General features: G+C 65.6%; 13 protein-coding genes. 5 read left to right on the top strand and 8 right to left on the bottom strand.

From position 1 onward, the window contains the following. Positions 1-269: 269 nt before the first annotated feature. Positions 270-911, top strand: coding sequence for a uridine kinase (udk, locus tag QPK29_RS18150; protein ID WP_371770107.1), 642 nt, complete (start codon positions 270-272; stop codon positions 909-911). Here the strand turns inward: udk and QPK29_RS18145 are convergent. Continuing rightward, a complete protein-coding gene (locus tag QPK29_RS18145; protein WP_371770108.1) occupies positions 886-1797 on the bottom strand; it encodes a DMT family transporter in 912 nt (303 codons plus the stop codon). The genes udk and QPK29_RS18145 overlap by 26 nt on opposite strands. Before the next feature lie 101 nt (positions 1798-1898). Between QPK29_RS18145 and QPK29_RS18140 the strand changes: the two genes are divergently transcribed. After that, entirely contained in the window at positions 1899-2798 is a 900-nt protein-coding gene (locus QPK29_RS18140) for an AraC family transcriptional regulator (RefSeq protein ID WP_371770109.1), read from the top strand. Between the two features lie 12 nt (positions 2799-2810). Here the strand turns inward: QPK29_RS18140 and QPK29_RS18135 are convergent, their stop codons facing one another. The 4 genes from QPK29_RS18135 to QPK29_RS18120 form a co-directional block, all read right to left on the bottom strand. Continuing rightward, complete coding sequence (locus QPK29_RS18135) at positions 2811-3755, bottom strand: tetratricopeptide repeat protein (protein ID WP_371770110.1); 945 nt, start codon at positions 3753-3755, stop codon at positions 2811-2813. A 2-nt stretch (positions 3756-3757) separates the two neighbouring features. Next, positions 3758-4264, bottom strand: a complete 507-nt coding sequence (locus QPK29_RS18130; protein ID WP_371770111.1) for a hypothetical protein — start codon at positions 4262-4264, stop codon at positions 3758-3760. 288 nt (positions 4265-4552) lie between these two features. Continuing rightward, positions 4553-4744, bottom strand: a complete 192-nt coding sequence (locus tag QPK29_RS18125; RefSeq protein ID WP_156403720.1) for a hypothetical protein — start codon at positions 4742-4744, stop codon at positions 4553-4555. Between the two features lie 139 nt (positions 4745-4883). Then, positions 4884-5741, bottom strand: coding sequence for a peptidase associated/transthyretin-like domain-containing protein (locus QPK29_RS18120; protein ID WP_371770112.1), 858 nt, complete (start codon positions 5739-5741; stop codon positions 4884-4886). Positions 5742-5958: 217 nt separating this feature from the next. Between QPK29_RS18120 and QPK29_RS18115 the strand changes: the two genes are divergently transcribed. After that, entirely contained in the window at positions 5959-6468 is a 510-nt protein-coding gene (locus QPK29_RS18115) for a DUF6622 family protein (protein ID WP_371770113.1), read from the top strand. A gap of 3 nt (positions 6469-6471) precedes the next feature. Here the strand turns inward: QPK29_RS18115 and QPK29_RS18110 are convergent, their stop codons facing one another. Beyond that, on the bottom strand, positions 6472-6924 hold the full coding sequence (locus tag QPK29_RS18110; protein ID WP_371767704.1) for a DUF2214 family protein: 453 nt from the start codon (positions 6922-6924) through the stop codon (positions 6472-6474). Between the two features lie 103 nt (positions 6925-7027). Then, positions 7028-11149, bottom strand: a complete 4122-nt coding sequence (hrpA, locus tag QPK29_RS18105) for an ATP-dependent RNA helicase HrpA (protein ID WP_371770114.1) — start codon at positions 11147-11149, stop codon at positions 7028-7030. A gap of 54 nt (positions 11150-11203) precedes the next feature. Here hrpA and argA point away from each other — a divergent pair, with 54 nt between their 5' ends. Both argA and QPK29_RS18095 read left to right on the top strand, forming a co-directional pair. Continuing rightward, positions 11204-12517, top strand: coding sequence for an amino-acid N-acetyltransferase (gene argA / locus QPK29_RS18100; RefSeq protein WP_082577168.1), 1314 nt, complete (start codon positions 11204-11206; stop codon positions 12515-12517). A gap of 187 nt (positions 12518-12704) precedes the next feature. Then, a complete protein-coding gene (locus QPK29_RS18095; protein WP_056136429.1) occupies positions 12705-12977 on the top strand; it encodes an oxidative damage protection protein in 273 nt (90 codons plus the stop codon). Between the two features lie 45 nt (positions 12978-13022). On the opposite strand, the gene QPK29_RS18090 is transcribed toward QPK29_RS18095, so the two are convergent. Then, on the bottom strand, positions 13023-13349 hold the full coding sequence (locus tag QPK29_RS18090) for a hypothetical protein (protein ID WP_371770115.1): 327 nt from the start codon (positions 13347-13349) through the stop codon (positions 13023-13025).

Raw genomic sequence — 13349 nt, 5'->3', positions numbered from 1 at the left:
CTTGCAGTGCGTGATTCACTGCGTATGCTTAACATTTATTCAACGTAGGATCACTCCTACATAATGTTAATCATCCACGAGATTCGTTTAACGGTCGAGCGATTTCAACCAAGAGTACAATTTCCCGACAGATCATTATGTACTGGTTGCGACGTTGCAACAGAAATGAGTCATTGTCAATACAATGATGACTTGATGCGGAAGGTGATGGGGAGAAGCTGGCCGTACCGGCCCTGTCAGTCCCTGCACCACTCCGGTATCATGCAGGGATGAACCAGATTCCTTTCCAGCCGTTCGTCATTGGCGTCGCCGGCGGCAGCGGCAGCGGCAAGTCGACGGTGACCCAGCAGGTGCTGGCGTCGTTCGGCACCGAGATGGTCTCCGTCGTGATGCAGGACGATTACTACCGCGACCAGTCCGACCTCACCCCGGAAGTCCGCCGCAAGCAGAATTACGACCACCCGCAAGCGTTCGACTGGCCGTTGCTGGTCCAGCACGTGCAGGCGCTGCGCAACGGCGAAACGATCGCGATGCCGGAGTACGACTTCACGATCGACAACCGCTCCACGAAAACGATCCCCGTAAAACCGGCCCCGGTCATCGTGATCGAAGGCCTGTTTGCCCTGTACGACGCGGACCTGCGCGACATGATGTCGCTGAAGATCTTCGTCGACACCGCGGCCGACGTCCGCTTCATCCGCCGCATGCAGCGCGATATCGCGGAACGCGGCCGCACGATGGACAGCATCGTCAATCAGTACCTCGAAACGGTCCGCCCGATGCACAAGCAGTTCATCGAGCCGACCAAGCGCTACGCCGACGTCATCCTCCCCCACGGCGCGAATGATCCCGCGGTCGACGTCATCACCACCAAGGTGGCGAGCGTCATCGGCAACTTGAAGCGGTTTTGATCCCTGGCGCGGCGGCGGCAGCCGGCTTCCTGAAAGCCAGCAGGTTGCCGCCGAGGACCAGCGCGACGCCGCCGAAGGCCGGCAACGTCCAGTGATACCCCTCGAGCACGGTCGATACGCTCAACGCGACGACGGGAAACAGCACCGTCGAGTAGGCCGCGCGGTCCGGCCCGATGCGCCCGACCAGCACCAGGTACGCTGTGAATGCGATGACGGAACCGGGGACGGCGAGATAGAACAGCGCGCCCAGGTAGCGCGGGCTGGCGTCGAGCGTGAACGGCATGCCCAGCAACCATGCGCCACCGCCGACGATGGTCGAGCCGATCAGCATGGCCCACGTGTTGGTCAGCAGCGGCGTCAGGCCGAGCGCCTGCATCCGGCTCGACAGCAGATTCCCCGTCGAAAAGCATACGGTGCCCAACAGCGACAGGCCCAGGCCCAGCAGCATGCCGTGGTCGCTCCAGTGGCCCTGCATCTGCGGCAGGAACAGCAGCGCGATGCCGGTCAGTCCCAGCAGCGAACCGACCAGCACCTGGCGCCGGATCGGACGCCCCATGAACAGGCGCAGGTTGACCGCGTTCCAGATCGGCGCCGTCGAAAAGACCACGGCCACGAGGCCGCTGGGCACCCACTGGCTGGCGTAATAAAAGCACAGGAAATTACAGCAGAACAGGGCGATGCCCTGCGCGAGCAGATAACGCCACGCCTGGCGCGGCGGCCACGCTTGCCGGCGCGTGGCGAGCAGGAACAGGAACAGCACGGCGGCGGCGATCCAGAAACGGTAGGCGATCGACACCGGGGCCGGAACGACGCCGAGCTGGAACTTGATCGCGATCCAGGTGGTGCCCCAGATGACGACGGTGAGCAGGTAAAGGAAGATATTCATGCTGCCATGATGGGCGCGGCCGGCGGCGCCGACTTGTCTGGTCTTGCGCTTTTCCGACGCCCTGTCGGTACGGGCTGCGGAAGAATGCTAGACTTTTTCGCATGCACTCCCGTCCCGCTCCCCGCCCCTCTTCCGTCGCGCACGCCGTCTTCGACACCATGTGCGGCACCGACGCCACGCTCGAACGCTTCGTGTGGCTGGGCGACGGCATGGCCGCGGCGATCTGGCAGCGCGACACCCGTGAAGCGCTGACCGTGTACGACCGGCCCGGCCACCACACCCTCTCCTGCTACCTGGGCGGCGGCTACCGCACGGAACGCAGCGGCATGCACAGGCAGTACGGCGCGCCGCAGCGCCTGTGCACGCTGCCGGACGACCACGAATCGGAATGGGTGGTGCGCGACCATCTGCGCCTGCTGCACGTGTACTTCATGCCGGAGCATTTCACGCGCCGGGCCGTGGTGGAACTGGACCGCGAACCGCGCGAGATCACGCTCACCGACCGCACCTACTTCGAAAGTCCCGCCCTGCTGCGCCTGTGCCAGTCGCTGATCGCGACGCCGTGGGAAGGCGCCGACCATCTGCTGCGCGCCAACGAGATCACCCACGACACGCTGAGCGAACTGCTGCGCTCACAAGGCGTGCTGCGGCGCGAACTGCGGCTCAAGGGCGGCCTCGCGCCGCTGCTGCGCCGCCGCCTCGCCGACTACATCGACGCGAACCTGGCACAACCCATCACGCTCGGCACGCTGGCGCAGGTGGCCTGCCTGTCGGAGTTCCACCTGGCGCGCATGTTCCGCGTCTCGTTCGGCATGCCGCCGTCGGCCTGGATCGCCGGGCGCCGCCTCGAGCAGGCCCGCACGCTGTTGAAGACCACCACCCTGCCCCTGCAGCAGGTCGCCGACCTGTGCGGCTATGCGGACCTGTCGCACTTCGGCCATCGCTTCCGGGCCGCGACGGGCACGTCGCCGCGGCGCTTCCGGCAAGTCGTGGCGCCTTGAGAATCCGCCTCCTCAAGGCCGGAAAGTCGCATTCCAGCCGGCGAAAAACAGGCCGTACGCCCGCTCGCCAACGGCCGCCTTGATCGCCTCCAGCTCGCGCTTCGCTTCCCGGTGCCCCAGTTGCTCGGCAATGAAAAAATGGCGCGCCGCCAGCTTGTAATCGGGATGCGGAGCGCCCGCATGCATCTGTCCCAGAAGGTAGGCCTCGGCCTTGTCGATACCATGCAGCCTGATCCCGGGACCCGGGGGCGGCGGCGGCGGTGGCGGCGGACCCGGGACGACCGTCTTGCGCGGCGGCGGCGCAGGCGGCAGCTTCCTGAGATGACGTCTCGCATCCGCCGACCCCGCGTCCGCGGCCCGACGAAACCAGTGTCGCGCCTTCGCGATATCCTGCGGAACGCCAAACGATTCGTCCCAATACAACTCGCCCAATTGCTCCATGGCGAGCAGCTTGACGTCCCTCTCGTGGGTATGCACGTGATCCAGGATCGTGTCGCACTGCCCCCTGGCATCGGGGCCAGGATAAGGGACCCGCGCCGTGGCCGCGCGTTCGAAGAATTGCAGCGCCAGCGGGATATCCGGCACGACGCCTTCTCCCCGACGATACATTTTCCCCAGCGCGAACAGGGCGCTGATGCATCCATGGTCGGCCCCGTCGCGATAGCGCCGCTCGGCCGTCCTGCGGTTTTTGCGCGCGCCGTATCCGTTCGCATAACACAACCCGGCATAAAAGTTCCCGTACGGGACACCCAGTTCGCCGGCTTTCCTGAACGCGGCCAGGATCGCGTCCGGGTCCTTGAACCTGCGGCTATGCTTGAGCCGAATGAAGGCTTCGACCAGCGACGCATGGGCGTGGTCCGCAGCGTCGAGCTCACGCAGCATTTTGATGGAAACCTTCTCGTCGTCGGCGACGAAGCGGTGAAAAGCGGATCGTGCAAATCGATAGCCGGCGCTCATGGTCAGGCGTTCTCCTGATGATGGGTTGAAACCGGGACACCCGTGACGTCGCCGCCGAACGAGAACACGTTCACGTCGAGCGTCCCGGGCGGCAGCGCGGCGTCGCATCCCAGGCTCTGGATGATCGTGGCAGCAGGGTGCATTGCGGCACGCAGGAGGATGACCGCGTCCAGCGCTTCCTTGCCCGGCAAGGCCGGCCCGGCCGTCGTCACGGAAACGCACACGCTCCCTGCGTCACGCAGACATGCGCCCTGCCGTTCCATGTGCGCCATCGCCGCGGTGCACGCGGCTTCCGCCCGTCCAGCCGTGCCGTAGCCATGACGCGCCAGGCGCGCGCCGCACGCCGGTTTGACGGCGTGGCGGACGTCGCCCCATGCGCAGCCGATCCAGTTGGGCGTATCGTCAGGGATCGTCAGCGCACGCACCAGACGGCGCACGAACTGTGCGCTGTCGGCACGACGGACCACGAACACGGCGTCGAAGGCAGCCAGCAGGACGGGGCTGGCCATGCCCGACCGGGTGTCATCGTCCCGCTCGGGCTCGCATACGGCAATGCGCAGGGCCGGTCCGGCATGACGCTCGGAGAGCTGGACAGCCGTGGCCAGCGCGCCGTGCTGTCCCAGCGGCCCCGATACGATCACCAGGTCCGTCGCGTCGTCCCGCCCACCCGCCGGGACGGCCTTCCTCGCGAAGATGACAGCCGGCCCGCCGTGGCGGCCGTCCGTAGCGAGGTCGTACCGCACCACGGCTGGACAGGACCTCGTTTCGATGTGCGAAAACGTCATCGTCGATGCCGATCAGCGCATGGGAGAAAAGTCGAAGTCCTTCACGAAGGCGACGACGGCGTGCCCTTGCACCAGCAGGATGCTCTCCGTTTTCAGTTGCGCCGCCAGCGCGTCGATGAAACTCTCCTTGATCCGGTCGCGCTCGCAGAACGTGTAGAACCTGGGCCAGCGCATGGTCAGGACATCGAGCGCCTCGCGACGCATGTGGTCCGAAATTTTGTCAGAAATTACCTTCACCGATAATGCCATTTCACCCTCTATCAAAACGCTGTAAGCGGATCACAAGAGTGAGAATATCACATCGTAAGGATTTTCTAAGACATTTTTATGTTTGTTTTACCATTCACAATGACACACCTATCGTCAGCGTAACCACATATCCTTTCACCGGATCCCCGCTCACGGAGGCCATCTGGAGCGACGTGCCGTCACTGAACACGTTGTCCGTCGCATAGCTCATCGAGGCCAGGTTGCGCGAGCTGGTGCTGTAGGCCGTCGTCGCATAGGCTTCGTTCAGGGTCGCCATCGGGAACGTGAACTGCGAGGTCTTGACGCGGTTGGCGGCGCTCGTTGCCTTCGCGAGGCTGGCGTAGATCTCGAAGTGGATGTGCGGCATGCGGCCCGAGTAGCAGCCCGGGAAGACCGTCGTGAACGTCACGGTGCCCGTGCTGTCCGCTTCCTGCACGCCGCGCAGGTAGTTCTCGCTCGTCAGGCCGCTCGCGTACATCGAGTAATTGCCGTCGCGGTCGCAGTGCCACAGGTAGACCGCGGCGCCGGCCGCGCTGGCGCAGCTCGCGCCCACGCTCACGATCTGCAGTTTCAGGGTCGTCGGGATGCCCGCCGCCGTCTTGCCGCCGGGAGAAACGCTCGTGCGGATGTCGCTGCGCACGATGCCGGACAGCGCCAGCGCGTTCGCGATGCCGTTGCCGTTGCTGTTGGTGCCGTCGCCCGGGTACGGGCCGCCCGTCTCCTCCGGGATGACGGAACAGGTGCCGGTGGTGGTGGTGGTCGTGCCGGTGCTGCCCGTGGACGTCGTCGATGACGCCACGATATCGCCGGACGCACCGCCGCCCCCGCCGCAACTCGTGAGCGGCACGGCAGCCGCGGACGCGAACAGCCAGCGCAGCGACTGGCGCCGGCTGGCCTGGGTGGCGAGCATGCGCTCGAGGTCTTCGGCAAGGCTGTGGTGTGAGTGATCCATGTGTCCCCCTGGGTTACGGAAGGCGCATTGTCGGATGGGGAAACGTTAAGCGCGGTCAACCACCGTAAAGCTGTGTAAAGACGCTGCATTTCGCGCCGCCCTGCCGCATTTCGCGCCGCGATCCGGGCATGTCGTCGCACCGGCGCACGGGTACGCGGAGGCGCTGGCACAGTGGCACCAACTTAACTCGCACTGAGCGCACTTTACGGAGCCGACCATGCTGATCCAGATCCTGACCCACACCCCGCTGTACGTCTGGGCGATCCTCGCCTTCCTCGTCTACCGCGGTATGGCCGCCATGCGCGACCGCGACATGGAAGTCCGCAAGCTCGTCATGATTCCGGCCGTGATGCTGGTGCTGTCGCTGCAGGACATCAGCGCGAAATTCGGCCTCGGCGGCTGGGCGCTGGCCGCATGGGCGGTGGCGGCGGCCGGCGTGGCGCTGGCTGCGGGGCTGGCCGGTTCGGAACGCATCGCGGCGAGCGCGGTGCCGGGCCACGTCCGCGTGCGCGGCAGCCGCCTTCCGCTCGTCATGATGATGGCCGTGTTCTTCACGAAGTACGCGGCGTCGGTGGCCGTGTCGGTCGCGCCGCAGCTGCGTCAGGAAACGCTGTTCGCCTGCATCGTGTGCGGCCTGTTCGGCGTCTTCAACGGCTGGTTCATCGGCCGGCTGGTGGGCGACATGGCGTCGGTGCGCATGCTGCCGGCCAGCGCGGCAGCCGCCTGAGAATCAGTACCCGACCCCGCGGGCCATCATGGCCGCGAAGATCGGAATCAAGGCGAACACGTGGATCTCCAGCAGCATCGTCCGGCGCAGCGCATTGACTTCGTCCAGCGCCGGCACGAACGCCGCATCCGCCTTCGCCCGTTTTTGCCAGGCGAGGATGCGCAACGTGGGCTTGATCGAAATGAGGCCCACGGCGGCGAAGGCGGCGATCTTGGCCCAGAACATCGGGTTGTGCATGTAGAACCCGGCGCCCTTCGCGCCATACGCCACGCGCAGGAAGCCGACGATCAGGATAGCCAGCGCCATGATGCCGTACGCCGCGTCGAAGCGCCCCAGCAGACGCACGGTCTGCGGCGACATCGCGGCGGGCCGCATCAGCGCCAGTTCGGCGGCGAGGGCGGACGCGATGCCGAATACGATCAGGTGGTGGACGATGGCGAGTACGAGGTCGGTCATGGCAAGATCGTTGGCAGTGATGAGATATCAACTGTAGCAAACTTCGGGGTCAGAGCCCGATTTTGGGCAATTTCCAAAAATCGGGCTCTGACCCCGGTGTTGACTAGCGCAGCATCGACTCCCATACTTTCTGCAGGCGCTTGCTGGACACCGGCATCGGCGTACGCAGCTCCTGCGCGAACAGCGACACGCGCAGTTCTTCCAGCATCCAGCGGAACTCGATCATGCGCGGGTCGAGGTTCTTCAGCGGCTGGTTCTTCACCGTGCGCTGGAACTGCGTCGCCGCCGTCTGCCACTCGGCCATCAGCTGCGCATCGCGCGCCGGATTGCCGCGCAGCTTTTCCAGGCGCACGTTCATCGCCTTCAGGTAGCGCGGGAAGTGCGCCAGCTGGCTGTACTCCGTTTCCGCGATGAAGCGCTTGTGCACGAGCCCCTGCAACTGCGCCTGCATGTCGCCCGCGACGGCAGGCGGCAGGCCTTGCAGGCGCTTCGGCAGGCCGTGGAACTCCGCGAGGATCTGGCCGGCCAGGCGCGCCGTCTCGTTGATCAGCAGGCCGATGCGGCCCTTGCCCTCGTCCTTGCGCTTGTTGAACGAGGCGGCATCGTGCGGCAGCGGATCCTGCAGGCAGGCGATCTCGATGGCCTTGTTGACGATCTGCTCGCGCAGTTCTTCCGGTGTACCCACCGACATGAACTGCATGCCCATCTGCTGCAGGCCCGGCACGTTCTTTTCCGCGAATTTCAACTGGTCCTTGAACTGCAGCGCGAACAGGCGGCGCAGGCCGATGCGGTGCGTGCGCGCCGCCACGTTCGGATCGTCGAAGACTTCCAGGTCGCAGTGCGTGCCCTTGTCGACGAGCGCGGGGAAGCCGATCAGCGTGATCTTGCCCTGCGTGATCTCCAACAGCTCCGGCAGTTCGCCGAACGTCCAGCCGGTGATGTTCGTGTGGGCGGTCGGCGCGGCGGGTGCGGCCGGTGCGGGCTTGCCTTTCGCCGGTGCCTGCGCGGCCTGCGCAGCCAGCGGTTTGGCGCTTGACGGCCCGGCAGCCGGTGTCGTCTCCGCCATCCGCTGGAAACTCTGGCGTGCCTGGCCGCCCAGTTCCGCCTGCAAGGTGGCGAGATTGCGGCCCATGTCGAGCTGGCGGCCGTGTTCGTCGACCACCTTGAAGTTCATGAAGAGGTGGGCCGGCAAGGTCTCCAGCTTGAAGTCCGTCGTCATCACGCGCACGCCCGTCTGCGCGTGGATGTCGGCGATGAGCGCGTCGATCAGGTCGCCGCGGCCGAACTGCACGGGGTCTTCGTTACGCTCGAAGAAGCGCGCGGCATACTCCGGCAGCGGCACGCAGTGACGGCGCAGCTTCTGCGGCAGGGACTTCAGCAGCAGCTGCACTTTTTCCTTCAGCATGCCCGGCACGAGCCAGTCCGCGCGCTCGCGCGGGATCTGGTTCAGCGCGAACAGCGGCACGGTCAGGGTCACGCCGTCGCGCGGGCTGCCCGGTTCGAAGTGGTACGACAGGCCCATCTCGATGCCGGTGACGTTCATCGTCTTCGGGAACAGCTCCGTCGTGACGCCCGCCGCTTCGTGGCGCATCAGTTCTTCGCGGTTCAGGTACAGGAGCTTGGGGTTGTCGCGCGATGCGTCCTTGTACCACTTCTCGAAACCCGCGCCGTTCACCACGTCCGACGGGATCTCGTTGTCGTAGAACGCATGGATCAGCTGGTCGTCCACGAGCACGTCGAGGCGGCGCGACTTGTGCTCGAGGTTTTCGATTTCCTTGATCAGCTTGTGGTTGTGCGCGAAGAACTGCGACCGCGTCTCGTAATCGCCGCCGACCAGCGCATCGCGGATGAAGATCTCGCGCGCCTCCGCCGGATTGTGCTGCGCATAGTTGATGCGGCGCTGGCTGTAGACGACGATGCCGTACAGCGTCGCGCGCTCGCTCGCCGTGACCTGCGCCGTGCGCTTTTCCCAGCGCGGCTCGCCCCACGATTTTTTCAGCAGGTGGCCGCCGATCTTCTCGACCCACTCCGGCTGGATCTGGGCGATGCAGCGCGCGTACAGGCGCGTCGTCTCGACCAGTTCCGCCGCCATGATCCATTTGCCGGCCTTCTTGCCGAGCGTGGACCCCGGCCAGATGTGGAACTTGATGCCGCGCGCGCCGAGGTAGGCGCCGGAATCGTCTTCCATCTTGTAGCCGATATTGCCGAGCAAGCCAGTCAGCAGCGCCATGTGCAGCTGCTCGTACGTGGCCGGGGCTTCGTTCAGGCGCCAGCCCTGTTCCCTGACGATGGTGAGCAGTTGCGAATGCACATCGCGCCACTCGCGCAGGCGCACCTGCGACAGGAAGTTCTCGCGGCAGTTGTCCTGCAGCTGGCGGTTCGTCTTCTTGTGCTCGATCGCCTGCTCGAACCAGCGCCAGATCTTCAGGAAGCTTAAAAATTCGCTCTTCTCGTCGGCGAACTTCTTGTGCTTCTCGTCGGCCTGCTGCTGGTATTCCATCGGCCGGTCGCGCGGGTCCTGTACGGACAGCGCGGATGCGATGATCAGCATCTCGGTGAGGCACACGTTGTCGACGGCGGCCAGGATCATGCGGCCCACGCGCGGGTCGAGCGGCAGCTTGGCCAGTTTGCGGCCCATCGCCGTGAGTTCGTTGGCGTCGTCGACGGCGCCCAGCTCCTGCAGCAGCTGGTAACCGTCGGCGATGGCGCGGCCCTGCGGCGGCTCGACGAACGGGAATGTCTCCACGTCCGTCAGGTGCAGGGACTTCATGCGCAGGATGACGGCCGCCAGCGACGAGCGGAGGATCTCCGGGTCCGTGAATTTCGGCCGCTGCAGGAAATCGTCTTCCTCGTACAAGCGGATGCAGACGCCATCCGCGACGCGGCCGCAACGGCCCGCGCGCTGGTTGGCGGCGGCCTGCGAGATCGCCTCGATCTGCAGTTGCTCGACCTTGTTGCGGTAGCTGTAGCGTTTTACGCGCGCCAGGCCGGCGTCGACGACGTAGCGGATGCCGGGCACCGTCAGCGACGTCTCGGCCACGTTCGTCGCGAGGACGATGCGGCGCGCGTTCGTCGTGCGGAACACGCGGTCCTGTTCTTCGACCGAGAGTCTCGCGAACAGCGGCAGGATCTCCACGTGCGGCGGATGATGCTTGCGCAGCGCTTCGGCGCAGTCGCGGATCTCGCGCTCGCCGGGCAGGAACACGAGCACGTCGCCGGATCCCAGGCGGCAGAGTTCATCGACGCCGTCGACGACGGCATCCATCAGGTCGCGCTTGTCGCGCGCGGCCTGCGCCTTGGAGACCGATTTGCCGTCGGCCGCGGGTGCGAATTCCTGGTCGCGTTCGACGGGGCGGTAGCGCACCTCGACCTTGTACAAGCGGCCCGACACTTCGATGACGGGCGCCGGCTTCTCGGGCGTGCCGAAATGGCGCGCGAAGCGGTCGGCGTCGATCGTCGCGGACGTGATGATCACCTTCAGGTCCGGCCGGCGCGGCAGGATCTCCTTCAGGTAGCCGAGCAGGAAGTCGATGTTCAGGCTGCGCTCGTGCGCCTCGTCGATGATGATCGTATCGTAGGCCTTGAGCAGCGGGTCGGTCTGGGTTTCGGCCAGCAGGATACCGTCCGTCATCAGCTTGACCCAGGCGCCGGACGACAGCGTGTCGTTGAAGCGGACCTTGTAGCCCACGTGCTCGCCCAGCGGCGAACCCAGTTCGAACGCGATACGCTTCGCGGTCGACGACGCGGCGATGCGGCGCGGCTGCGTGTGGCCGATCATGCCCTTTTCGCCGCGGCCCAGCTCCAGGCAGATCTTCGGCAGCTGCGTCGTCTTGCCCGAGCCGGTTTCGCCGGACACGATCACGACCTGGTTTTCCATCAGCGCCTTCGCGATTTCGGCGCGGCGGCCGGAGACAGGAAGGTCTTCCGGGAAGGTGATCGGGGGGAGCGGATTGCGCACCGACTCTTTGCGCGCGGGGCGCTCCTCGCGCGGACGCTGGCCGCCTTCGCGCGGCTTGGCCGGGCGCTCCTGCGCCTGTGCATCCGCACGCAAGGTGGAGCCTGACGACGGACGCACCTGCGCCTGCGCGAGCGCGTTCGCGAGCGCGCCCTCGCGCGCAGGCGGGCGCGGACCGCGACGGGCGTCGCCGCGCGGCGGTTGCGAAGAGCGGTCGGGGGATGCGGCGCGCGCCGGCTTGGGCGCAGGCTTGTTACTCTGTTCAGACATTGATTTTTACGAGGATTTGGTGCGCAAGTCGCGCAGCGAATTATAATGCGGCAAATGGAAAACCCTACCCAATTCGTCCAGTGGCTGCGCTCCGTCGCGCCATATATTCACGCATTCGGCGGCAAGACCTTCGTCGTCGCTTTCCCCGGTGAACTGGTGTCGGCCGGCGCCCTGCCCGTGCTGGCGCAGGACCTGTCGCTGCTGGTCGGACTCGGCATCCGCGTCGTGCTGGTGCACGGGTCGCGGCCGCAGGTGGCCGAGCAGCTCGCGCTGCGTAACGTCGCGGGCCGCTTCCACAACGGCGTGCGCGTCACCGACAGCGCGGCGATGGAATGCGCCAAGGAAGCCGCCGGCGAACTGCGCCTGGACATCGAGGGCGCGTTCAGCCAGGGCTTGCCCAACACGCCGATGTCGAATGCGCACATCAGCATCGTGTCCGGCAACTTCGTCACCGCGCGCCCGCTGGGCGTGATCGATGGCGTCGACCACGAGCTGACGGGCGTGACGCGCAAGGTCGCCGCCGCCAAGATCCAGCCCATCCTGGAGACCGAGGACAACATCGTCCTGCTGTCGCCGCTGGGCTTCTCGCCGACCGGCGAGGTGTTCAACCTGACGATGGAAGACGTGGCGGTATCCGCCGCCATCGCCCTGCATGCCGAAAAGCTCATCTTCATCACGGAAACGCCGCTGATGAAGGATGCCGGCGGCGGCGACATCCGCGAACTGTCGTCGCACCAGGCCGAAGCCGTGCTGCAGGCGGGCTTCCTGCCGAACGACGCGTCGTTCTACCTGCAGCACGCGATCAAGGCGTGCAACAGCGGCGTCGACCGCGCCCACATCGTCCCGTTCTCGACGGACGGCTCCGCGCTGCTGGAACTGTTCACCCACGACGGCGTGGGCACGATGATCACGCACGACAACCTGGAGAGCCTCCGCCAGGCCACAATTGAGGACGTCGGCGGCATTATCAAGCTCATCGAACCGCTCGAAGCGGACGGCACGCTGGTCAAGCGTCCGCGCGAGCTGATCGAACGCGAAATCGAGCAGTTCTCCGTGATCGAGCACGACGGCGTCATCTTCGGCTGCGCCGCGCTGTACCCGTTCCCGGAATCGAAGATGGCGGAAATGGCCTGCCTGACCATCAGTCCGGAGGCGCAAACGCAGGGCGACGGCGAGCGCATCCTGAAGCACATGGAAAACCGCGCCCGCGCCGCCGGCATGAACAAGCTGTTCGTGCTGACCACGCGCACGTCGCACTGGTTCAAGAAGCGCGGGTTCGTGCCGGCGACCGTCGACGACCTGCCCAAGGACCGGGCGCACATGTACAACTGGCAACGCAGGTCGCAGATTCTGATCAAGCAGCTGTAAAACCGTCGTTCCCGCGCAGGCGGGAACCCATGCAGACTTTCCGAAGCCAAGCGTCAAACATGCCGCACCGCTTCCAAAGTACTGAATTCTGTTGCTCAGCATGGGTCCCCGCTTTCGCGGGGACGACGCGGCAGCGGCCGCGTCGCTTTATAATCACGTTTTCCGATACCGAACCAGGAGCAAGAACATGGCCCGCACCGTCCACTGCATCAAACTGAACAAAGAAGCCGAAGGCCTGGCTTTCCCACCGTACCCGGGCGAACTGGGCAAGCGCATCTATGAAAGCGTGTCGAAGGAAGCCTGGGATGGCTGGCTGAAGCACCAGACGATGCTGATCAACGAAAACCGCCTGAACATGGCCGACGCGCGCGCCCGCAAATACCTGGCCACGCAAATGGAACGCCATTTCTTCGGCGAAGGCGCCGACGAGGCTGCCGGCTACGTACCGCCGAGCGCCTGATTTATTGCAGCGGGGCAGCCTTGCCGCCCCGCTGCAGAAAACGCCTTACATCTGCCGGCACTGGCGCAGTTCGCACCGCGCCATGAACACTTTCCCGCGCATTTGCCCGTCCTCGCAGCGCATGCGATAGACCTCGACAGGTCCCGGCTCCGTGATGAGCCCGGCGCCCTGTCCGCCCGTACACCCTTGCTGCTTCGCCATCTTCTCGACGGTCGCCGACGACACGCCCATGCGGAACGGAATCGTCTCGACGGCCGGCGCGGTATCGGCCGCAGCCACGGGTGCGGCCGGTGCGGCCGGCATCTGCCTGTGGAACATGGAGCAGCCGCCCAGCACCGCGACGGCCGCGCAGATAAGCGCCAGGCGGCTCAT

It is taken from the genome of Massilia orientalis (genome assembly GCF_030411975.2).
GTDB classification, from domain to species: domain Bacteria; phylum Pseudomonadota; class Gammaproteobacteria; order Burkholderiales; family Burkholderiaceae_D; genus Telluria; species Telluria orientalis.
This window is presented reverse-complemented; position numbering and strand designations above follow the sequence as displayed.

Excerpts from the sequence above, each read along its gene's own strand:
- udk (WP_371770107.1), top strand. The coding sequence starts at position 270 with ATGAACCAGATTCCTTTCCAGCCGTTCGTCATTGGCGTCGCCGGCGGC.
- QPK29_RS18145 (WP_371770108.1), bottom strand. The coding sequence starts at position 1,797 with ATGAATATCTTCCTTTACCTGCTCACCGTCGTCATCTGGGGCACCACC.
- QPK29_RS18140 (WP_371770109.1), top strand. The coding sequence starts at position 1,899 with ATGCACTCCCGTCCCGCTCCCCGCCCCTCTTCCGTCGCGCACGCCGTC.
- QPK29_RS18135 (WP_371770110.1), bottom strand. The coding sequence starts at position 3,755 with ATGAGCGCCGGCTATCGATTTGCACGATCCGCTTTTCACCGCTTCGTC.
- QPK29_RS18130 (WP_371770111.1), bottom strand. The coding sequence starts at position 4,264 with ATGGCCAGCCCCGTCCTGCTGGCTGCCTTCGACGCCGTGTTCGTGGTC.
- QPK29_RS18125 (WP_156403720.1), bottom strand. The coding sequence starts at position 4,744 with ATGCGTCGCGAGGCGCTCGATGTCCTGACCATGCGCTGGCCCAGGTTC.
- QPK29_RS18120 (WP_371770112.1), bottom strand. The coding sequence starts at position 5,741 with ATGGATCACTCACACCACAGCCTTGCCGAAGACCTCGAGCGCATGCTC.
- QPK29_RS18115 (WP_371770113.1), top strand. The coding sequence starts at position 5,959 with ATGCTGATCCAGATCCTGACCCACACCCCGCTGTACGTCTGGGCGATC.
- QPK29_RS18110 (WP_371767704.1), bottom strand. The coding sequence starts at position 6,924 with ATGACCGACCTCGTACTCGCCATCGTCCACCACCTGATCGTATTCGGC.
- hrpA (WP_371770114.1), bottom strand. The coding sequence starts at position 11,149 with ATGTCTGAACAGAGTAACAAGCCTGCGCCCAAGCCGGCGCGCGCCGCA.
- argA (WP_082577168.1), top strand. The coding sequence starts at position 11,204 with ATGGAAAACCCTACCCAATTCGTCCAGTGGCTGCGCTCCGTCGCGCCA.
- QPK29_RS18095 (WP_056136429.1), top strand. The coding sequence starts at position 12,705 with ATGGCCCGCACCGTCCACTGCATCAAACTGAACAAAGAAGCCGAAGGC.
- QPK29_RS18090 (WP_371770115.1), bottom strand. The coding sequence starts at position 13,349 with ATGAGCCGCCTGGCGCTTATCTGCGCGGCCGTCGCGGTGCTGGGCGGC.